This window comes from Streptomyces kurssanovii, assembly GCF_040677245.1.
In the GTDB taxonomy this organism is placed as follows: Bacteria; Actinomycetota; Actinomycetes; order Streptomycetales; family Streptomycetaceae; genus Streptomyces; species Streptomyces kurssanovii.
In genome coordinates this window covers 104,909-125,707 of sequence record NZ_JBFAQK010000017.1, presented here as the reverse complement: position 1 = coordinate 125,707, position 20,799 = coordinate 104,909, and the positions used below count along the sequence as shown (strand labels likewise).

At 70.2% G+C, this 20,799-nt stretch carries 14 protein-coding genes; 10 read left to right on the top strand and 4 right to left on the bottom strand.

What is annotated here, in order from left to right:
* Positions 1-2 precede the first annotated feature (2 nt).
* From mtrA to AB0K36_RS15285, 6 genes are all read left to right on the top strand, one after another.
* Positions 3-692 carry a two-component system response regulator MtrA gene (gene mtrA, locus AB0K36_RS15310; RefSeq protein WP_005316841.1) on the top strand — a complete coding sequence of 230 codons (690 nt, stop codon included), beginning with the start codon at positions 3-5 and terminating at the stop codon, positions 690-692.
* 1 nt (position 693) lies between these two features.
* Complete coding sequence (gene mtrB / locus AB0K36_RS15305) at positions 694-2,691, top strand: MtrAB system histidine kinase MtrB (RefSeq protein ID WP_364593564.1); 1,998 nt, start codon at positions 694-696, stop codon at positions 2,689-2,691.
* Positions 2,681-4,540, top strand: coding sequence for an LpqB family beta-propeller domain-containing protein (locus AB0K36_RS15300; protein WP_435877865.1), 1,860 nt, complete (start codon positions 2,681-2,683; stop codon positions 4,538-4,540). Before mtrB ends, AB0K36_RS15300 begins: the two co-directional genes overlap by 11 nt.
* A gap of 77 nt (positions 4,541-4,617) precedes the next feature.
* Positions 4,618-5,343: a ComF family protein gene (locus AB0K36_RS15295; protein ID WP_364593561.1), complete on the top strand. Its 726-nt coding sequence runs from the start codon at positions 4,618-4,620 to the stop codon at positions 5,341-5,343.
* A 332-nt stretch (positions 5,344-5,675) separates the two neighbouring features.
* A complete protein-coding gene (hpf, locus tag AB0K36_RS15290; RefSeq protein WP_364593558.1) occupies positions 5,676-6,368 on the top strand; it encodes a ribosome hibernation-promoting factor, HPF/YfiA family in 693 nt (230 codons plus the stop codon).
* 207 nt (positions 6,369-6,575) lie between these two features.
* A complete protein-coding gene (locus tag AB0K36_RS15285) occupies positions 6,576-7,337 on the top strand; it encodes a response regulator (protein ID WP_189467314.1) in 762 nt (253 codons plus the stop codon).
* A gap of 53 nt (positions 7,338-7,390) precedes the next feature.
* On the opposite strand, the gene AB0K36_RS15280 is transcribed toward AB0K36_RS15285, so the two are convergent.
* Positions 7,391-8,551 (bottom strand): winged helix-turn-helix domain-containing protein, encoded by a 1,161-nt coding sequence (locus AB0K36_RS15280; protein WP_364593555.1) that lies wholly within the window; start codon positions 8,549-8,551, stop codon positions 7,391-7,393.
* Positions 8,552-8,704: 153 nt separating this feature from the next.
* Entirely contained in the window at positions 8,705-9,280 is a 576-nt protein-coding gene (locus AB0K36_RS15275) for a GNAT family N-acetyltransferase (RefSeq protein WP_364593552.1), read from the bottom strand.
* Positions 9,281-9,519: 239 nt separating this feature from the next.
* Here AB0K36_RS15275 and secA point away from each other — a divergent pair, with 239 nt between their 5' ends.
* On the top strand, positions 9,520-12,339 hold the full coding sequence (gene secA / locus AB0K36_RS15270) for a preprotein translocase subunit SecA (RefSeq protein WP_364593549.1): 2,820 nt from the start codon (positions 9,520-9,522) through the stop codon (positions 12,337-12,339).
* A 585-nt stretch (positions 12,340-12,924) separates the two neighbouring features.
* On the opposite strand, the gene AB0K36_RS15265 is transcribed toward secA, so the two are convergent.
* A complete protein-coding gene (locus AB0K36_RS15265) occupies positions 12,925-13,335 on the bottom strand; it encodes an Rv3235 family protein (protein ID WP_189467322.1) in 411 nt (136 codons plus the stop codon).
* A 277-nt stretch (positions 13,336-13,612) separates the two neighbouring features.
* On the opposite strand from AB0K36_RS15265, the gene AB0K36_RS15260 reads away from it, so the two are divergent.
* Both AB0K36_RS15260 and AB0K36_RS15255 read left to right on the top strand, forming a co-directional pair.
* Complete coding sequence (locus AB0K36_RS15260) at positions 13,613-14,119, top strand: DUF6912 family protein (RefSeq protein ID WP_364593546.1); 507 nt, start codon at positions 13,613-13,615, stop codon at positions 14,117-14,119.
* A 117-nt stretch (positions 14,120-14,236) separates the two neighbouring features.
* Entirely contained in the window at positions 14,237-14,908 is a 672-nt protein-coding gene (locus AB0K36_RS15255) for an HAD family hydrolase (RefSeq protein WP_364593543.1), read from the top strand.
* A gap of 13 nt (positions 14,909-14,921) precedes the next feature.
* Here AB0K36_RS15255 and AB0K36_RS15250 read toward each other — a convergent pair whose 3' ends face one another.
* Positions 14,922-15,488: a DJ-1/PfpI family protein gene (locus AB0K36_RS15250; protein WP_189467329.1), complete on the bottom strand. Its 567-nt coding sequence runs from the start codon at positions 15,486-15,488 to the stop codon at positions 14,922-14,924.
* A gap of 371 nt (positions 15,489-15,859) precedes the next feature.
* Here AB0K36_RS15250 and AB0K36_RS15245 point away from each other — a divergent pair, with 371 nt between their 5' ends.
* Positions 15,860-20,794: an NAD-glutamate dehydrogenase gene (locus AB0K36_RS15245; RefSeq protein ID WP_364593539.1), complete on the top strand. Its 4,935-nt coding sequence runs from the start codon at positions 15,860-15,862 to the stop codon at positions 20,792-20,794.
* Positions 20,795-20,799: the final 5 nt, after the last annotated feature.

The following is a 20,799-nucleotide window of genomic DNA, read 5'->3' as shown; positions in this document are numbered from 1 at the left end:
GGATGATGTCGTTTATGAAGGGACGAGTCCTTGTCGTCGACGACGACACCGCACTGGCCGAGATGCTCGGCATTGTGCTGCGTGGTGAAGGTTTCGAGCCGTCGTTCGTAGCGGACGGTGACAAGGCACTTGCCGCTTTCAGGGAAGCCAAGCCGGATCTTGTGCTGCTCGACCTCATGCTGCCCGGAAGGGACGGCATCGAGGTGTGCAGGCTGATCCGGGCCGAGTCGGGTGTTCCGATCGTGATGCTCACTGCCAAGAGCGACACCGTCGATGTCGTGGTCGGGCTCGAGTCCGGGGCCGACGACTACATCGTCAAGCCGTTCAAGCCGAAGGAGCTGGTCGCCCGGATCCGGGCCCGGCTGCGGAGGTCGGAGGAGCCCGCCCCGGAGCAGCTGACGATCGGTGACCTGGTCATCGACGTCGCCGGTCACTCCGTGAAGCGGGACGGGCAGTCGATAGCGCTGACCCCGCTGGAGTTCGACCTGCTGGTCGCGCTCGCACGCAAGCCCTGGCAGGTGTTCACCCGAGAGGTGCTGCTGGAGCAGGTGTGGGGTTACCGCCACGCCGCCGACACGCGGCTGGTGAACGTGCATGTGCAGCGGCTGCGCTCCAAGGTCGAGAAGGACCCGGAGCGGCCGGAGATCGTGGTGACCGTCCGTGGTGTCGGTTACAAGGCCGGGCCGAGCTGACATGTCCAATGGCAGCGTTGCTCCGAAGCCCGGCCAGCCGGGGGTCCGTACGGGGCGGGCTGCCGGACCGGGGTGGGGGCCCTCGCGATTCGGCCGTCTGCTCCATGGCGGACGGCTGCTCCAGGAAAGCGCCCCCGGCGGGCCGGTGCCCCGGCTCGTCATGCGCTGGGTGCGCCGTCCGTTGCTCCCCGCCGTGAGGCTGTGGCGACGGAACATCCAGCTCCGGGTGGTCGTGAGCACGCTCCTGATGTCACTGGGCGTGGTGGTGCTGCTCGGCTTCGTCGTCATCGGGCAGGTGCGCAACGGTCTGCTCGACGCCAAGGGCCAGGCGGCGCAGAGCCAGGCGGCCGGCGGCTTCGCCGTCGCCAGGGAGAAGGCGAACGCGCCGATCGGGCCCGGCGGCGGGCAGGGCGACAACGCGGCGGACGGAAACGCCCGTACGTGGCGTTCCGATCTGGTGGTGCAGCTCTCCAGCGGTGGCCAGGGCGCCTTCAACGTGGTCGCGCTCAGCGCCGACGCACAGGGCGCGGGCACCAGCCGTGCGCCACGTACCTCAGGTGGCGTGGATCCGGCGAGCATCCCGCAGGACCTGCGGGACGCCGTGCGGCAGGGCGGGGGGACGTTCGAGACGTACCTCAGCATCCGGTACACGGACAACGTGGTCGATCCCGAGCCCGGGCTCGTCGTGGGCACGCAGCTGAACGACATCGAGGGCAATCCCTACGAGCTGTACTACCTGTTCCCCCTCGCGCAGGAGGAGCAGTCACTGAACCTCGTCAGAGGCACCCTCGCCACGGCGGGACTCTTCGTCGTGGTGCTGCTCGGCGCGATCGCGTGGCTCGTGGTGCGCCAGATCGTCACCCCCGTACGGATGGCGGCCGGGATCGCGGAGCGTCTCGCGGCGGGCCGGCTCCAGGAGCGGATGAAGGTCACCGGCGAGGACGACATCGCGAGGCTCGGTGAGGCGTTCAACAAGATGGCGCAGAACCTCCAGCTGAAGATCCAGCAGCTCGAGGAGCTCTCCAGGATGCAGCGCCGCTTCGTCTCGGACGTTTCGCACGAGCTGCGTACCCCGCTGACGACGGTGCGGATGGCCGCCGACGTCATCCACGAGGCGCGCAGCGACTTCGACCCGGTGACGGCACGCTCCGCCGAACTCCTCGGCGACCAGCTCGACCGCTTCGAGTCGCTGCTCTCCGACCTGCTGGAGATCAGCCGGTTCGACGCGGGTGCCGCCGCGCTCGAGGCGGAGCCGATAGACCTGCGCGAGGTCGTACGGCGGGTCATCGGCGGCGCCGAGCCGCTGGCGGAACGCAAGGGCAGCCGTATACGGGTCGTCGGTGACGAGCAGCCCGTCGTCGCAGAGGCGGACGCCCGGCGGGTCGAGCGAGTGCTGCGCAATCTCGTGGTCAACGCCGTCGAGCACGGTGACGGCAAGGACGTCGTGGTCCGCATGGCGGTCGCCGGCGGTGCCGTCGCGGTCGCGGTGCGGGACTACGGCGTGGGTCTCAAGCCCGGCGAGGCGACCCGCGTGTTCAACAGGTTCTGGCGTGCCGATCCGGCGCGTGCGCGGACCACGGGCGGCACCGGCCTCGGGCTGTCGATCGCCGTCGAGGACGCCAGGCTGCACGGTGGCTGGCTGCAGGCGTGGGGCGAGCCGGGTGGCGGCTCGCAGTTCCGCCTGACCCTGCCGCGCACGGCGGACGAGCCGCTGCGTGGCTCACCGATACCGCTGGAGCCGGAGGACTCGCGGCAGAACCGGGAGCGTGCCGCCTCGTCGGGGAATTCTGAGGGGAACGGGCACCGGATGACGTCCGTGCCCGCTCAGACGGCGTCGGACCTGTCGCCGCTGCCGCCGCGTACGGCGCCTCCCGAGGTCGACCCGACGGCGCTGCCGGGCAACGGCTCACGGGTGGTGGCTAGGCAGGCAGGAGAGCGGGGAGACCTCCCCGCGGCGAGGGCTTCATCGGAGCGGGAGGACACGACTCGTGGGCGCTGACCCTCGTCGTCACGGGCAGGCGGGCGTGCGGCGCGTATCGGCGCTGCTCGGCTGCAGCGGAGTGCTGCTGGCCGGGTGCGCCTCGATGCCGGACACCGGCGACGTCCACGCCGTCAAGGCGTCGCAGCGGGCCGACTCGCAGGTGCGGGTGTACGCGGTGCCGCCGAGGAAGGACGCGACCCCGGACGAGATCGTCACGGGCTTCCTCGAGGCGATGACCAGTGACGACACCAACTTCGACACGGCACGCTCGTACCTGACTCCGGAGGCGTCGGAGAAGTGGCAGCCGGAGGCGAGCACCACGGTGCTGGCGTCGGCTCCCGATCCGGGTGTGCCGGTCCCGGGCCGCCGGGACAACCCCGGGATGAGTTACCCGCTGCTCGGACGGCACATCGCCACCGTCGACGCGCAGCACGCCTATCAGCCCGTCACGCCGAGCGAGTACCGCCGGACCATCCACCTGTCGCAGAAGGCGGGCCCCGACGGGAAGCAGTGGCGCATCGACAGCCTGCCCGCCGGGCTGCTGCTGGGCGCGTCCGACTTCGAGCGCAACTACCGCTCCGTCAACAAGTACTACTTCGCCTCCGGACGCGACGTCGTGGTCGCGGACCCGGTCCACATCAGGCAGCGGCAGGACCCGGTGACCCGGATGGACCCGGTGACCCAGGCGGTCAAGGCATTGCTGGAAGGGCCCACGAACTGGCTGAAGCCGGTCGTCGAGTCGCGGTTCCCGACCGGTACGGCGTTGAAGCTCAAGGACGGCGCCACGTCACTGTCGTTCGACGACCGCAACGGCCTGAAGGTGCCTCTGGACGACAAGGCGTCCAACGTGGGGCGCACGCAGTGCATGAAGATGGCGGCGCAGATCATGTTCACCATCAAGGACCTGTCGTCGGCGAGGCTCGAGCAGGTCGAGCTGCTGCGCTCGAACGGATCGCAGCTGTGCGTGATGAGTGCCGGCCAGGCCGAGGGCTACGCCCCCGACCACTCCTCCGGCCGCCCGGACAACCAGTACTTCGTCGACAGCAAGCGGCGCCTGGCCCTGCTGGCGGCGGGAGCCACGGAGGCCGGCGAACCGCAGAACGTGGCAGGTCCCTTCGGCGACGGCCGCCTCGCGGTGGACACGGTCGGTGTGGCGAGGGACGAGCACAAGGCCGCGGCCGTCGCCGGCGACTTCAGCCGGCTGTACGTGGCGTCGATCGTCTCCGACAGCAAGCTGGGCGACCCGGTGATCACCAGTTCCGGCAAGGGACCCGACAACCGTCTGACCGCGCCCAGCTGGGACGGGCGCGGGGACCTGTGGGTGGCCGACCGGGACCCGAACGCGCCGGCACTCAAGCGCCTGCCGAACGGCGCGGACGCCGCCCCGGAGGAGGTCAAGATCGTTCCAGGGCTGGACGGGGCGCGTATCCAGGCGGTGAAGGTGTCCGCGGACGGTGCGCGGATCGCGCTGCTGCTGACCAAGGACGGCAGTACGACCCTGAAGATCGGGCGCGTGGAACGGCACGGCGACAGTGACGATCCCGTCGTGACCGTCACGGAACTGCGGCCCGCCGCACCGCAGATGGAGGCCGTCACGGCCGTGTCGTGGGCGGGACCGAGCAGGCTTGTCGTGGTCGGCAAGGAGGCCGGCGGCGTTCAGCAGGTGCGGTACATCCAGACGGACGGCTCGACCGTTCCCAAGGGGATCCTGCCCGGACTCAACCAGGTGAAGTCGGTCGCCGCGTCGGACGACGAGAGTCAGCCGCTCGTGGCCTACTCGCAGGAGGACGGCATCGTGCGCCTGCCCGCCGGCGCGAACTGGCAGACGCTGGTCAAGGAGGGCACCGCGCCGGTCTACCCGGGCTAGGGCTCGTCGGATCAGGCGCCGGGCGTGTTGTCCACAGGACCGCCCGGCCGATCTGCCGCCCTGCCACAGTGGTCCTCATGCGGGCGTGGTGGCGCGAAATCTCCGGTCTGGTGATCCCTGCGGTCTGCGGCGGCTGCGGCACGCCCCGTACGCAGCTGTGCGAGGTGTGCGGGCAGGCGCTGCACGGTCGGGCGGCACGCAGGGCCAGGCCCGTGCCGGAGCCGGCGGGGCTCCCCGTGGTGCACGCCGCCGCGGCCTACACCGGCTCGGTCCGCGCCGTGATCCTGGCGCACAAGGAGCGGGGCGCGCTCGGGCTGGCCGCGCCGCTCGGGGCGGCACTGGCCGGGGCCGTGCGGGCGGCCATGGGGTACGTGGACGGGCAGGGCGGCCCTGTGCTGCTGGTGCCCGTGCCGTCCGCGCCGGGCGCCGTGCGGGCACGTGGTCATGACGCGGCGCGGCGGATCGCCCTCGCGGCGGCGGCCGAGCTGCGGCGCACGGGCCCGGCCGCGCGGGTGCTCCCGGTGCTGCGGCAGCGGCGCCGGATGGCCGACCAGGCGGGCCTCACGGCCCGCGAGAGGCTCGCGAACGTGGCGGGGGCCCTGGAGGTGCGGGCCGGTGGTGCGCGGCTGCTGGCGGGCGGCAGGGCGGTGATCGTGGACGATCTCATGACGACCGGCGCGACGCTCGTCGAGGCGGCGCGGGCACTGAGTGCCGCGAGGGGGACGGACCCGCGCGTCGCGGTGTCGGCCCGGGCGGCGGTCGTCGCTGTTCCACCGCTGTCCTTCGAAATAAACCGGAACTGAATGCGAACCCGCGTCGTTGCAGCTAGTGACAGGGTAAAAACGCCTGATCGGAGGTACCTCCCAGTAGCGGGTGCCGACACCCGTCCCAGAGAGCTATGTTCGGTGTGAGGAATGGCGACAAGCACACCTCACCGAATGGCTGCCGGTTTTCCTGGTCGGAAAGCACGGCGGCGGCACTTCGAAAATTGGGGTGGGTGGAGATCTTGCCGACTGGGGAGGAGGAGGTGAAAGTCGCCAAGTCCGAGGCTCCGGAGATCACCGGAGCCTGGTGCAAGAGGGAGATGCTCCGCAGCCGGTGAGCGGGCGGAGCGAATCCGGGAACGGAGTTCTGCGTGGACATCGTCGTCAAGGGCCGCAAGACCGAGGTGCCCGAGCGGTTCCGCAAGCACGTGGCCGAGAAGCTGAAGCTGGAGAAGATCCAGAAGCTCGACGGCAAGGTGATCAGCCTCGACGTCGAGGTGTCCAAGGAGCACAACCCGCGGCAGGCCGACCGTTCCGACCGCGTGGAGATCACACTCCGCTCGCGGGGACCGGTGATCAGGGCCGAGGCCGCGGCTGCCGACCCGTACGCAGCGCTGGACCTCGCGACCGGCAAGCTGGAGGCACGCCTTCGCAAGCAGCACGAGAAGCGTCACAACCGGCGTGGCGCCGGCCGCCTGTCGGCGGCCGAGGTGGTCGATGTCGTCCCCGGCGTCGCAGAGTTGAGCGCCACCAACGGCCGGCCCCTCACCCAAGAGACGACCGAGTCCGTTCCCACCACCAAGATCGGCTCGATCGAGGTGCAGGGTGAAGGACCGCTGGTGGTGCGCGAGAAGCTGCACACAGCAGCACCGATGACGCTCGACCAGGCGCTCTACGAAATGGAGCTGGTCGGGCACGACTTCTATCTCTTCGTCGACTCCGAGACGAAGCAGCCCAGTGTCGTCTACCGACGACACGCCTACGACTACGGCGTCATTCACCTGGAGACGGACCCCTTGGCCGGGTCCGAGGCCGGCGGCGCCGGAGGTGCGCTCGGCGGCTGACGCCGAAATCCCGTAGCCCTGTCGACGAAGAATCCCGGTGCCCCTGGAGCGCCTCGTGCGCCCCCAGGGGCACCCTCGTGCCGCAACAGGATCACCGCACTGTCGCCCGGGCATGAAAGCATGACGTCGTAAGCCAACCGGTGCGCCCCGTACTGACGTTGGCGGACCACACATGATCTTCGGGCCACGGCCTCAGGGGGAGGAACGATGGCGGACACTTTCGGTCCGGTGCACGGCAGCACGGGCCACCCCGGTGAAGCGCACTCGGACGGTGAACGGCACGGCGAGGAGCAGGGCGGCGGGGGCAAGGAGCCCATCCGGGTCCTGGTCGTCGACGACCATGCCCTGTTCCGGCGGGGACTGGAGATCGTCCTCGCGCACGAGGAGGGCATCGAGGTCGTCGGCGAGGCGGGCGACGGGGCGGAGGCCGTGGACAAGGCTGCCGACCTGCTGCCCGACATCGTGCTGATGGATGTGCGGATGCCGAAGCGAGGCGGCATCGAGGCATGCACCTCCATCAAGGAGGTGGCCCCCAGCGCGAAGATCATCATGTTGACGATCAGCGACGAGGAGGCCGATCTCTACGACGCGATCAAGGCCGGAGCGACCGGCTATCTCCTCAAGGAGATCTCCACGGACGAGGTCGCGACCGCCATCCGCGCGGTGGCGGACGGGCAGTCGCAGATCAGCCCCTCCATGGCGTCGAAGCTGCTCACCGAGTTCAAGTCGATGATCCAGCGCACCGACGAGCGCAGGCTGGTGCCCGCGCCCCGGCTCACCGACCGGGAGCTCGAGGTGCTCAAGCTCGTGGCGACGGGCATGAACAACCGGGACATCGCCAAGGAGTTGTTCATCTCGGAGAACACCGTCAAGAACCATGTGCGCAACATCCTGGAGAAGCTTCAGCTGCACTCCAGGATGGAGGCCGTGGTCTACGCGATGCGGGAGAAGATCCTCGAGATCCGGTAGCCGAGGCTCCCCGGGGATCCGGCCGGTACGGGCGGGCCGAGCGGTCCGCGATGTCAGTCCAGGGCCTTGACCAGGTCCGCCGTGAGCTCGGGGCGGTCGACCCGCTCGACGCGGACGGAGTCGCAGCCCACCCATTCCGCCGCTTCGCGCAGTGCCTGAGCCATCGGGGCCACGGCCTTGGGAGTGTCCAGTGAGACCTGGCGGGCCACCAGCGTCCTGCCCTCGCGTGCCGGGTCGACGCGGCCCAGCAGCTTCCCGCCGGCGAGCAGCGGCATCGCGAAGTAGCCGTGCACCCGCTTCTGCTTGGGGACGTAGGCCTCCAGCCGGTGGGTGAAGCCGAAGACGCGCTCCGTCCGCGCGCGCTCCCAGATGAGCGAGTCGAACGGCGAGAGCAGCGTCGTACGGTGCCGGCCACGCGGCGGGGAGGCGAGCGCCGCCGGATCCGCCCAGGCGGGCTTGGCCCAGCCCTGGACGCGGACCGGCACCAGCCCCGAGTCCGCGACCACGGCGTCGAACTGCTCACCCTTGAGGCGGTGGTAGTCCGCGATGTCCGTGCGGGTCCCGACGCCCAGCGACTCGCCCGCCAGCCGGACGAGACGGCGCAGGCACTCGGTGTCGTCCAGGTCGTCGTGCAGCAGGGCGTCGGGGATCGCCCGCTCCGCGAGGTCGTACACCCGCTTCCAGCTGCGCCGCTCGGTGCACACGACCTCGCCGTACATCAGAGCCCGTTCGACGGCGACCTTGGAGGCGGACCAGTCCCACCACTCCCCGCCGTTGTTCGCGCCGCCCAGGCCGGTCGCGGTCAGCGGGCCCTCCGTACGCAGCTGCTTGATCACGGCGTCGTACGCGCCGTCCGGGAGGTCGTGGTACCACTGCGGGCGGGCGCGGTAGGCGCGCCTCCTGAAGGCGAAGTGGGGCCACTCCTCGACGGGCAGGATGCACGCCGCGTGCGACCAGTACTCGAAGCTGTGGCCGCCCGTCCAGTAGGCGTCCTCGACCGCCTTGCGGCCGACGGCGCCGAGCCTCGCGTACGGGATCAGCTCGTGCGAGCGGGCCAGCACCGAGATCGTGTCCAGTTGCACGGCACCAAGGTGACGAAGAACGCCCCGCACCCCGCCCCGCCTGTCGGGAGCGCCCAGGAACCCCTGGGCGCGCAGGGCGATGCGGCGGGCCTCGTCGGCGGAGAGTTCGAGGGTGGGCGGCGGCGTCGTCATGTCCTGCACGATAGAGGCCGCCACTGACAGTCCGGCCCCCTCACGACAACAGTCCGGCCCCCTCACGACAAGGGGTGCCCGCGACGGAATCATGGCGCTCCCCTTCGTCAACGGGTGCCCGGTGAGGGCCTTACCGGACGCGGGAAGCCGGACTCAGCGGCGGGCCGGCAGGTAGGCGTGGTTGCTCGCCAGCCCGACGTCGGACGGCAGCAGGCCACCGACCCACACGTCCCGCAGGGTGTCCTTGTTGAGCAGCGCCGCACGCAGCTCCCCCTCCATGCGGAAGCCGGCCTTCTGCGCGACCGCGCGGGAGGCGGCGTTGCCGACCTCGGCACGCCATTCCAGGCGGGTGGCGCCCAGCCTCATGAAGGCCCAGTGGGAGACGGCGGTGACGCTCTCCACCGTCACGCCCCGGCCCCGGTGCTCCTTGCCCGTCCAGAAGCCGATCTCCCACGTCCCGGAGAAGGTGCGCATGGTCACGGCGACGGAGCCCATCAGCGGGCCGCCCTCGCGCGGCAGCACGGCGAAGGTGCACATGGTGCTGTTGCGCCAGCCGTCCGGGACCGTGTGTTCGGTGAACTCGGCGGCGTGCTCCCACTCGTAGGGCGAGGGAACCGTCGTCCACCGCTGGATGTCGGGATCCTGGCAGGCCTGGTGGACGGACTTCGTGTCCTCGGGGGTGAAGGTCCGCAGCAGCAGGCGTTCGGTGGTGAGGGTGATCGGCTCCATGCCGGGATTCTTGCCAGCGCGGCGCGCCGATGCGAGCACTTTCTGTCCTTCACCGGCACCTTCGGTGCTTCCCAGGCGTTCACCTGATGGCGGACAGCAGGCCTCAGTGGCGATGGACCTCCCGACGCGGCCGGGTCCTCGCTTACGATGGCCGATGCGGTGGGGCCCACCTGCCGTGCCCGCGCCAGTGTCCACCCCAGACCCAGTGCCAGGCCCGACCGGCAAGGAGACCAACCTCAGTGTCCGTCTTCAACAAGCTCATGCGTGCAGGCGAAGGCAAGATCCTGCGCAAACTGCACCGCATCGCGGACCAGGTCAACTCCATCGAAGAGGACTTCGTCAACCTCTCCGACGCCGAGTTGCGGGCGCTCACGGACGAGTACAAGCAGCGTTACGCGGACGGTGAGAGCCTGGACGACCTGCTTCCCGAGGCGTTCGCCACCGTGCGTGAGGCCGCCAAGCGGGTGCTCGGCCAGCGCCACTACGACGTCCAGCTCATGGGCGGCGCCGCCCTGCACCTCGGCTATGTCGCAGAGATGAAGACCGGTGAGGGCAAGACCCTCGTCGGCACGCTCCCCACATATCTGAACGCGCTGTCCGGCAAGGGCGTCCACCTGATCACGGTGAACGACTACCTCGCCGAGCGCGACTCCGAGATGATGGGCCGCGTCCACAAGTTCCTGGGCCTCGAAGTCGGCTGCATCCTCGCCAACATGTCGCCGGCCCAGCGCCGTGAGCAGTACAACTGCGACATCACTTACGGCACGAACAACGAGTTCGGCTTCGACTACCTGCGCGACAACATGGCGTGGTCCAAGGACGAGCTCGTCCAGCGCGGCCACAACTTCGCCGTGGTCGACGAGGTCGACTCGATCCTCGTCGACGAGGCCCGTACCCCGCTGATCATCTCCGGTCCCGCCGATCAGGCCACCAAGTGGTACGGCGACTTCGCCAAGCTGGTGACGCGCCTCACCAGGGGCGAGGCGGGGAACCAGCTCAAGGGCATCGAGGAGACCGGCGACTACGAGGTCGACGAGAAGAAGCGCACCGTCGCGATCCACGAGTCCGGCGTCGCCAAGGTCGAGGACTGGCTCGGCATCGACAACCTCTACGAGTCGGTGAACACTCCCCTCGTCGGCTACCTGAACAACGCCATCAAGGCGAAGGAACTGTTCAAGAAGGACAAGGACTACGTCGTCATCGACGGCGAAGTCATGATCGTCGACGAGCACACCGGCCGTATCCTCGCCGGCCGCCGCTACAACGAGGGCATGCACCAGGCGATCGAGGCGAAGGAAGGGGTGGACATCAAGGACGAGAACCAGACGCTCGCCACGATCACCCTCCAGAACTTCTTCCGCCTCTACGACAAGCTCTCCGGCATGACCGGTACGGCGATGACCGAGGCCGCCGAGTTCCACCAGATCTACAAGCTCGGCGTCGTCCCGATCCCCACGAACAGGCCGATGGTCCGCAAGGACCAGTCCGACCTGATCTACCGCACCGAGGTCGCGAAGTTCGCCGCCGTCGTCGACGACATCGCGGAGAAGCACGAGAAGGGTCAGCCGATCCTGGTCGGCACCACCTCGGTCGAGAAGTCCGAGTACCTCTCGCAGCAGCTGAGCAAGCGCGGCATCCAGCACGAGGTCCTCAACGCCAAGCAGCACGACCGGGAGGCGACGATCGTCGCCCAGGCCGGTCGCAAGGGTGCCGTCACCGTCGCCACGAACATGGCCGGCCGTGGTACCGACATCAAGCTCGGCGGCAACCCGGACGACCTCGCGGAGGCCGAGCTGCGTCAGGCGGGTCTCGACCCCGTCGAGCACGTCGAGGAGTGGGCCGCGGCCCTGCCCGCCGCGCTGGAGCGCGCCGAGGCGGCCGTGAAGGCCGAGCACGACGAGGTCAAGGAGCTCGGCGGCCTGTACGTGCTGGGCACCGAGCGCCACGAGTCCCGCCGTATCGACAACCAGCTGCGCGGTCGTTCCGGCCGTCAGGGCGACCCCGGCGAGTCCCGTTTCTACCTCTCGCTCGGTGACGACCTGATGCGCCTGTTCAAGGCGCAGATGGTCGAGCGCGTGATGTCGATGGCGAACGTTCCCGACGACGTCCCGATCGAGAACAAGATGGTGACGCGCGCGATCGCCTCCGCGCAGTCCCAGGTCGAGCAGCAGAACTTCGAGACCCGTAAGAACGTCCTGAAGTACGACGAGGTGCTCAACCGGCAGCGCGAGGTCATCTACGGCGAGCGTCGCCGCGTCCTGGAGGGTGAGGACCTGCACGAGCAGGTGCGTCACTTCATGGACGACACCATCGACGCCTACATCCAGGCGGAGACGGTCGAGGGCTTCGCCGAGGAGTGGGACCTGGACCGCCTGTGGGGCGCGTTCAAGCAGCTCTACCCGGTGAAGATCACCGTCGAGGAGCTGGAGGAGGCGGCCGGCGACCGTGCCGGCATCACCGCCGAGTTCATCGCCGACTCGATCAAGGACGACATCCACCAGCAGTACGACGAGCGTGAGAAGCAGCTCGGCTCGGACATCATGCGTGAGCTCGAGCGGCGCGTGGTGCTGTCGGTCCTGGACCGCAAGTGGCGCGAGCACCTTTACGAGATGGACTACCTCCAGGAGGGCATCGGCCTGCGCGCGATGGCGCAGAAGGACCCCCTGGTCGAGTACCAGCGCGAGGGCTTCGACATGTTCACCGCCATGATGGAGGGCATCAAGGAGGAGTCCGTCGGCTACCTGTTCAACCTGGAGGTCCAGGTCGAGCAGCAGGTCGAGGAGGTCCCGGTGCAGGACGCGGCGGCGAAGACCTCGCTGGCCAAGGAGGACGCGGTGCCGGCCGGTGCGGGCCGTCCCGAGATCCGCGCGAAGGGGCTCGAGGCCCCGCAGCGTCCCGACCGGCTGCACTTCTCCGCGCCGACGGTCGACGGCGAGGGCGGCGTGGTCGAGGGCGACTTCGAGAACGGCGACGGCACGTCGCGGTCGGAGTCGGACGGGATGACGCGGGCGGAGCGCCGCAAGGCCCAGAAGACGGCGGGGCGTCGTCGCAAGAAGTAACCGGGTACGCAGTATCCGACGGCCGGGGCCGGACACCGAGGGGTGTCCGGCCCCGGCCGCGTTCCCGCCCACGGGCGGGCCCGGACGCCCGGACGCCCGGGCTCCACCGGAGCGGCCTTGGCCCGGACCGGGCTCCACGTCCGGGGTCGGCCGCGTTCCCGCCCACGGTCGCCCGGCCGCCCGGGCGACCGGGCTCCACGTCCGGGCCGGCCGCGGCCAGGCCCTGGCTCCTCGTCCGCGCCCCGGCCTACCCAGGCGCTGGCTCCCCGTCCGCGGCCGGCCCGCACAGGCCCTGGCTTCTCGCGCGGGCCCTGACCGCCGGGTCCTGGCTCCCCGCCCGCCGGACGGCCTTCCAGGCAGCACGGCGCCGCTCCGAGGGCTCGGGCGGGGGCCATGCCCGCCCGAGCCGTTCGGAGCCTCCAGGCGGGCACTCAGGCATCCGTGCACCGGGGCTACGCACGCCCGGCTTCGTCAGCAGCGGTCCGGGCGGTGCTGTCTGGGCGCTGCTGTCCGGGGCCGCCTGAGTGGCGGCGCGGCCCGGCGGCCCGGCGCCTGCCGGGCCGCCGGGCTCCGAGGGACCGTCGCTCAGCGGTCCACCGCGACCTCGATCGCCGCGCAGCGCCAGCGCAGGTCCCGGCCCTGCTCCAGTCGGAACGCCATCGCGCTGACCCGGTCGCCCGAGCCGATGCGGGCGAAGGCCTCGATCACACCCGGTCCCGGATGGAACTCGCCGCAGTGGCGGACGACCGGCGTGGCCCGGTCCGCCGGAAGCAACGGCGTCCCCGGGGCGAGCCGGACGAGCTGTTCGTAGGCCTCGCCGATCGTGTGCCCGAGCATCCAGTGCACCGGGCGCCGGCCGCTCAGTACCGCGAGCAGACGGTCGGCGAACCAGTAGTGCGGTTTGTGCATCCTGCCGCGTGCCCGGGTCAGTGCCGCCGCCGCGTGGGCGGCGGGCCTGCGCTGGTCGTGGCGGCCTGCGGGCCTGGTCCTGTCCATACGGATCGCCCCCGATGTGCTGGTCCCGGGCTGGGTACCGGGAGGTAGCTTCGACGGGGAACTTCTATGACGTGCGCACCTTTGCCGCAAAGCGGCGAAAGCGCCCAAGGCGGTGGCCGTGAACTTCACCTATCAGGGTGACGAGGCGCTGTACGGACGGGCCGCACGGGCCCTCGACGGGGTACGGAGTGGACGGCGGGAGGGCGACAGGGCGCACCCCGAAGGGGTACGCCGCACGTATCCTGAGGGCGATCACCGACTACGAAAGCGGCCTGTCATGCGCGTGTACGTCCCCCTGACCCTTCCCGGTCTCGCAGCGGCGCACAAGGCGGGCGAACTGGGCCCCGGCCCGCTGACCGCCTACGCCGTCACGCCGGGACTGCGCGAGTGGTACGTCTCCGACGACATCGAGGAACTGGAGTACGCGGCGCTCAGCCGCGCCGCCGCCGCGTCCTTGCGTCTGATCGCCGGCGACCCGGACGCGGCCCGGCGCCGCGCGGTCGTGGCCGTCGACGTGCCGGACCAGGACGCCGTCGCCGATCCCGACCGGGTTCTCGACGCCGGCGCGCTCGGCGAGGTGCGCATCGCCAGGGGCGTGCCGATGTCCAAGGCGGCCGCCGTCCACGTGGACGCCGACGACGCGGTGGACGACGTCTCGGCCGCGGTCGCGGCGCTCGGCGCGGCCGACCACGGTGACGACGACGCGCAGTTCACGGTCGACGGCGCGGAGGACCACGAGCTGCTCTGGTTCGGTGTGCAGGAGATCCCGAACATCGTCGGCTGACCGCCCGCGCGCGGGCTGTCGTACCGACAGCCCGACAGCCCGACAGCCCGACCGGCCGACCGGCCGACAGCCCGGCCGCGCGCCGGGCTGTCGGACCCGGCCTGTACGGTTTTCGCCATGGGCAAGCAGGGGACGCAGGCGCATCTGGTCTGGGACTGGAACGGCACACTGCTCGACGACATCGGCGCGGTCATCGCGGCGACGAACGCCGCCTTCGCGGAGCTGGGGCTCGAGCAGATCACGCTCGAGCGGTACCGGGAGCTGTACTGCGTGCCCGTCCCCCGTTTCTACGAGCGGCTCATGGGACGGCTGCCGACGAACGACGAATGGCTCGTGATGGACGCGGCCTTCCACAAGCACTACTGGACGCGGGCGGAGACATGCGGGCTCGCCGAGGGCGCCGCGGAGTTGCTCACCCGCCGCCAGAGTGCCGGTCTGACCCAGTCGCTGCTGTCCCTCGCCCCGCACGAACACCTGGTGCCGATCGTGCGCCGGCACGGCATCGAGGAGCGGTTCGTCCGGGTCGACGGCCGGATCGGCACGTCGACCGCGGGAAAGGCCGAGCACATGGTGCGGCACCTGGCGCAGCTCGCCGGTGTACGGGCCGAGCACGTCGTCGTCATCGGTGACGCGGCGGACGACGCCGTCGCCGCCGCCCACGTCGGCGCGAAGGCCGTGCTGTACACGGGCGGATCGCACAGCCGCGCCAGTCTGGAGAGCGTCGGGGTGCCGGTGGTCGACTCCCTTCAGGAGGCCGTCGAGGTGGCGGAGGAGCTCGTGGCCGGCTGACCGGCCACGGGCGTCACGTCACCGGCGCCGTCGCCCGCAGCACCTTGAGGAACTCCCGCATCCACACCGGATGGTCCGGCCAGGCGCGCGAGGAGACCAGCGAACCGTCCACGACCGCCGCCACGTCCTGGAACGACGCCCCGGCGGCCTGCATGTCCAGTTCGAGCGCGGGGTACGAGGTGACCCGGCGTCCCTCCAGCCCGCCGGTCGCCGCGGTCAGCAGCGGGCCGTGGCAGATCTGGGCCACCGGCTTGTCGGAGTCGAAGAACGCCTTGAGGATCTTGCGGAGTTCGGGGTCGTTGCGCAGGTACTCGGGCGCGCGGCCGCCGGGAATCACGATGGCGGCGTACGCCCCGGGCTCGACCTCGGAGAAGGCCATGTCCGCCTGCCAGGTGTAGCCCGGCTTCTCGGTGTAGGTGTCGAAGCCCGGCTCGAAGTCGTGCACGACGAACTGCAGCTTCTTGCGGGCGGGGGCCGCGATGTGCACCTCGTACCCCTCTTCCAGCAGCCGCTGGTACGGGTAGAGGACCTCCAGGGACTCGGCGGCGTCCCCGGTGACGATGAGGATCTTCGTGGTCATGGCTGCTCCCGGTTGATTGGTTGCCAAGAGGGCCTGTGTCGCTGTCCAGACTGTCAAACTTCGGACCCCGCTTTTGTACACATACGGCTCATGACGGGGCGGGGGTACGGGGAGATAGCCTGGGGGCGTGATCAGCGCGATATGCCGTGGGGGCAGCGAAGCCCCCGGCCTGCGCCCGGACCGCCACCGCGTCCGGGCGATCGCTGACCCCTCCCGTCCGGACTGTCTCCGCCAGACAGAATTGGCCGATAACGGCTCGGACGACTCTCATCGCGGCATACCGTCGACTGCGACCGGACACCCCGGGACGCGGCGATTCGTCGCATCTTTCACCTACGTCACGCAACGGCGCGCGACAGGAGCCAGAGGACATGCAGACCAAGCTGGACGAAGCCAAGGCCGAGCTGCTCGCACGGGCCGCCCGGGTAGCTGAGAACAGCCCGGCCGGGGGGCACCTTCCGACTGGGACAGAGCAAGGGAAGCGCCCTGACCGGGACACCCTGCTCACGTACCTCCAGCGCTACTACCTGCACACAGCTCCGGAGGACCTCACCGACCGCGACCCGGTCGACATCTTCGGTGCGGCACTTTCCCACTACCGGCTCGCGGAAAACCGCCCGCAGGGCACCGCGAACGTCCGCGTCCACACGCCGACCGTGGAGGAGAACGGCTGGACCTGCAGCCACTCCGTCGTGGAAGTCGTCACCGACGACATGCCCTTCCTCGTCGACTCCGTCACCAACGAGCTCTCCCGCCAGGGCCGCGGCATCCATGTCGTGATCCACCCGCAGGTCGTCGTCCGCCGTGATGTGACCGGCAAGCTCATCGAGGTCCTGCCCTCCGACACGCACGCCAAGGACCTTCCGCACGACGCCCTCGTCGAGTCCTGGATCCACGTCGAGATCGACCGCGAGACCGACCGCGCCGACCTGAAGCAGATCACCGCCGACCTGCTGCGTGTCCTGTCCGACGTCCGGGAGGCCGTCGAGGACTGGGAGAAGATGCGCGACGCCGCGCTGCGCATCGCCGAGCAGCTGCCCGACGAGCCCAAGGCCGACGACCTGCCCGAGCAGGAGGCCGAGGAGGCCCGTGAGCTGCTGCGCTGGCTCGCCGCCGACCACTTCACCTTCCTCGGCTACCGGGAGTACGAGCTCACCGACGCCGACGCGCTGGCCGCCGTCCCCGGCACCGGCCTCGGCATTCTGCGCTCCGACCCGCCGCACCACGAGGACGAGGCCCACCCGGTCAGCCCGTCCTTCAGCCGGCTGCCGGCCGACGCCCGCGCCAAGGCCCGTGAGCACAAGCTGCTCGTGCTGACGAAGGCCAACAGCCGCGCCACCGTGCACCGCCCCAGCTACCTGGACTACATCGGCGTCAAGAAGTTCGACGCCGAGGGCAACGTCGTCGGGGAGCGCCGCTTCCTCGGCCTGTTCTCCTCCGCCGCGTACACCGAATCGGTGCGCCGCGTGCCCGTCGTGCGCCGCAAGGTCGCGGAGGTCCTGGAGGGCGCGGGCTTCTCGCCCAACAGCCACGACGGCCGCGACCTGCTGCAGATCCTCGAGACGTACCCGCGTGACGAGCTCTTCCAGACGCCCGCCGACCAGCTGCGTGCGATCGTCACCAGCGTCCTCTACCTCCAGGAACGCCGCAGGCTGCGGCTGTACCTGCGGCAGGACGAGTACGGGCGCTACTACTCCGCGCTGGTCTACCTGCCGCGTGACCGCTACACCACCGCTGTGCGGCTGCGCCTGATCGACATCCTCAAGGAAGAACTCGGCGGCACCAGCGTCGACTTCACCGCCTGGAACACCGAGTCGATCCTCTCCCGTATCCACTTCGTGGTGCGGGTCCCCGTCGGTACCGAGCTGCCGCACCTCACCGACGCCGACACCGAGCGCATCGAGGCGCGGCTCGTCGAGGCGGCGCGCTCCTGGGCCGACGGCTTCGGCGAGGCGCTGAACGCCGAGTTCGGCGAGGAACGCGCCGCCGAGCTGCTGCGCCGCTACGCCGGCGCCTTCCAGGAGGGCTACAAGGCCGACCACTCGCCGCGCTCCGCCGTGGCCGACCTGGTCCGCATGGAGGAGCTCGCCGAGTCCGGCAAGGACTTCGCGCTGTCCCTGTACGAGCCGGTCGGGGCGGGCCCCGGCGAACGGCGCTTCAAGATCTACCGGACCGGTGAGCAGGTCTCCCTGTCCGCGGTGCTGCCGGTGCTGCAGCGCCTCGGCTGCGAGGTCGTCGACGAGCGCCCGTACGAGCTGCGGTGCGCCGACAGGACGCACGCCTGGATCTACGACTTCGGGCTGCGGATGCCGAAGACCGGCGCGAACGGCGACTACCTCGCCGACGACGCCCGCGAGCGCTTCCAGGACGCCTTCGCCGCCGTGTGGACGGGCGAGGCCGAGAACGACGGCTTCAACTCGCTGGTGCTGGGCGCGGGGCTCAACTGGCGCGAGGCGATGGTGCTGCGCGCGTACGCGAAGTACCTGCGCCAGGCCGGTTCGACCTTCAGCCAGGACTACATGGAGGACACCCTCCGCAACAACGTCCACACCACCCGGCTGCTGGTCTCGCTGTTCGAGGCGCGGATGTCGCCGGACCGCCAGCGGGCCGGCACCGAGCTGATCGACGGGCTGCTCGAGGAGCTCGACGGCGCGCTCGACCAGGTCGCCAGCCTCGACGAGGACCGCATCCTGCGTGCCTTCCTCACCGTCATCAAGGCCACCCTGCGCACCAACTTCTTCCAGGAGGCGGCAGGCGGCGCCCCGCACGGCTATGTGTCGATGAAGTTCGACCCGCAGGCCATCCCGGACCTGCCGGCGCCGCGCCCCGCCTTCGAGATCTGGGTGTACTCGCCGCGGGTCGAGGGCGTCCACCTGCGCTTCGGCAAGGTCGCCCGAGGCGGTCTGCGCTGGTCCGACCGGCGTGAGGACTTCCGTACGGAGATCCTCGGCCTGGTCAAGGCGCAGATGGTCAAGAACACCGTGATCGTGCCGGTCGGCGCCAAGGGCGGCTTCGTCGCCAAGCAGCTGCCCGACCCGTCGGTGAACCGTGACGCCTGGCTCGCCGAAGGCATCGCCTGCTACCGGATCTTCATCTCGGCGCTGCTCGACATCACCGACAACCTGGTCGGTGGCGAGGTCGTCCCGCCGGCCCAGGTGGTACGGCACGACGAGGACGACACGTACCTCGTGGTGGCCGCCGACAAGGGCACCGCGTCGTTCTCCGACATCGCCAACGAGGTCGCGGTCGCGTACAACTTCTGGCTCGGTGACGCCTTCGCGTCCGGCGGCTCCGCGGGATACGACCACAAGGGCATGGGCATCACCGCCCGCGGCGCCTGGGAGTCGGTCAAGCGGCACTTCCGCGAGCTCGGCCACGACACCCAGACCCAGGACTTCACGGTCGTCGGTGTCGGCGACATGTCCGGCGACGTGTTCGGCAACGGCATGCTGCTCAGCGAGCACATCCGGCTCGTCGCGGCGTTCGACCACCGCCACATCTTCATCGACCCGAACCCGGACGCGGCCCTCTCGTACGCGGAGCGCCGCCGGCTCTTCGAGCTGCCCCGTTCCTCCTGGGCCGACTACAACAAGGAACTGCTGTCCCAGGGCGGCGGCGTCCACCCGCGCACGGCCAAGTCGATCCCGGTCAACGCGGCGATGCGCGAGGCCCTCGGCATCGGTCCCGGCATCGCGAAGCTGACGCCGGCGGAGCTGATGCAGGCCATCCTCAAGGCCCCGGTCGACCTGCTGTGGAACGGCGGTATCGGCACCTACGTCAAGGCTTCCACCGAGTCGAACGCCGACGTCGGCGACAAGGCCAACGACGCCATCCGCGTCAACGGCGAGGACCTGCGGGTCCGGGTCGTCGGCGAGGGCGGCAACCTGGGTCTGACCCAGCTCGGCCGGATCGAGTTCGACCGCAACGGCGGAAAGATCAACACCGACGCGATCGACAACAGCGCCGGCGTCGACACCTCCGACCACGAGGTCAACATCAAGATCCTGCTCAACGGCCTGGTCGCGGACGGCGACATGACCGTCAAGCAGCGCAACCAGCTGCTGGCGCAGATGACCGACGAGGTCGGCGCGCTGGTGCTGCGCAACAACTACGCGCAGAACACCGCGCTCGCCAACGCGGTCACCCAGTCGCCGTCCCTGCTCCACGCCCACCAGCGGTTCATGCGCCGCCTCGGCCGTGACGGACGCCTGGACCGGGCGCTGGAGTTCCTGCCCAACGACCGCCAGATCCGTGAACTGCTGGCCGCGGGCAAGGGACTGAGCCAGCCCGAGCTGGCCGTCCTCCTCGCCTACACGAAGATCACTGTGGCGGACGAGCTGATCGGGACGGACCTGCCGGACGACCCGTACCTGCGGCGGCTGCTGCACGCCTACTTCCCCAAGCCGCTGCGGGAGCAGTTCGGCGAGGCGATCGACGCGCACGCGCTGCGCCGCGAGATCGTGACGACGGTGCTCGTCAACGACACGGTCAACACCGGTGGGTCGACGTTCCTGCACCGGCTGCGTGAGGAGACCGGCGCGTCGATCGAGGAGATCGTGCGGGCGCAGACCGCGGCCCGGGAGATCTTCGGGCTCAGCGCGGTGTGGGACGCGGTCGAGGCGCTCGACAACCAGGTCGCGGCGGACGTCCAGACCCGGATCCGGCTGCACTCGCGCCGCCTCGTCGAGCGCGGCACGCGGTGGCTGCTGGGCAACCGGCCGCAGCCGCTGGAGCTGGCCGGGACGATCGAGTTCTTCGCCGAGCGCGTCGAGCAGGTGTGGACAGAGCTGCCGAAGATGCTGCGGGGCGCGGACCTCGACTGGTACCAGGGCATCCTCGACGAGCTCACCGGGGAGGGCGTCCCCGAGTTCCTCGCGCTGCGGGTGGCCGGCTTCTCGTCCGCCTTCCCGACGCTCGACATCGTGGCGATCTCGGACCGCACCGGGCAGGACCCGCTGGCGGTCGCCGAGGTGTACTACGACCTCGCCGACCGGCTCGCCATCACCCAGCTGATGGACCGGATCATCGAACTGCCGCGGGCCGACCGCTGGCAGTCCATGGCCCGTGCCTCCATCCGTGAGGACCTGTACGCGGCACACGCCGCGCTCACCGCCGTCGTGCTGTCGGTGGGCAACGGGACCTCGACCCCGGAGGAGCGCTTCAAGGCCTGGGAGCAGAAGAACGCGGCGATCCTGGGGCGGGCGCGGACGACTCTGGAGGAGATCCAGAGCTCGGACACGTTCGACCTGGCCAACCTGTCGGTGGCGATGCGGACCATGCGGCAGCTGCTGCGCACCCACAACTGACGGCC

Coding starts and splice junctions, on each gene's coding strand:
- mtrA (WP_005316841.1), top strand. CDS start 3: ATGATGTCGTTTATGAAGGGACGAGTCCTTGTCGTCGACGACGACACC.
- mtrB (WP_364593564.1), top strand. CDS start 694: ATGTCCAATGGCAGCGTTGCTCCGAAGCCCGGCCAGCCGGGGGTCCGT.
- AB0K36_RS15295 (WP_364593561.1), top strand. CDS start 4,618: ATGCGGGCGTGGTGGCGCGAAATCTCCGGTCTGGTGATCCCTGCGGTC.
- AB0K36_RS15285 (WP_189467314.1), top strand. CDS start 6,576: ATGGCGGACACTTTCGGTCCGGTGCACGGCAGCACGGGCCACCCCGGT.
- AB0K36_RS15280 (WP_364593555.1), bottom strand. CDS start 8,551: ATGACGACGCCGCCGCCCACCCTCGAACTCTCCGCCGACGAGGCCCGC.
- AB0K36_RS15275 (WP_364593552.1), bottom strand. CDS start 9,280: ATGGAGCCGATCACCCTCACCACCGAACGCCTGCTGCTGCGGACCTTC.
- AB0K36_RS15265 (WP_189467322.1), bottom strand. CDS start 13,335: ATGGACAGGACCAGGCCCGCAGGCCGCCACGACCAGCGCAGGCCCGCC.
- AB0K36_RS15260 (WP_364593546.1), top strand. CDS start 13,613: ATGCGCGTGTACGTCCCCCTGACCCTTCCCGGTCTCGCAGCGGCGCAC.
- AB0K36_RS15255 (WP_364593543.1), top strand. CDS start 14,237: ATGGGCAAGCAGGGGACGCAGGCGCATCTGGTCTGGGACTGGAACGGC.
- AB0K36_RS15250 (WP_189467329.1), bottom strand. CDS start 15,488: ATGACCACGAAGATCCTCATCGTCACCGGGGACGCCGCCGAGTCCCTG.
- AB0K36_RS15245 (WP_364593539.1), top strand. CDS start 15,860: ATGCAGACCAAGCTGGACGAAGCCAAGGCCGAGCTGCTCGCACGGGCC.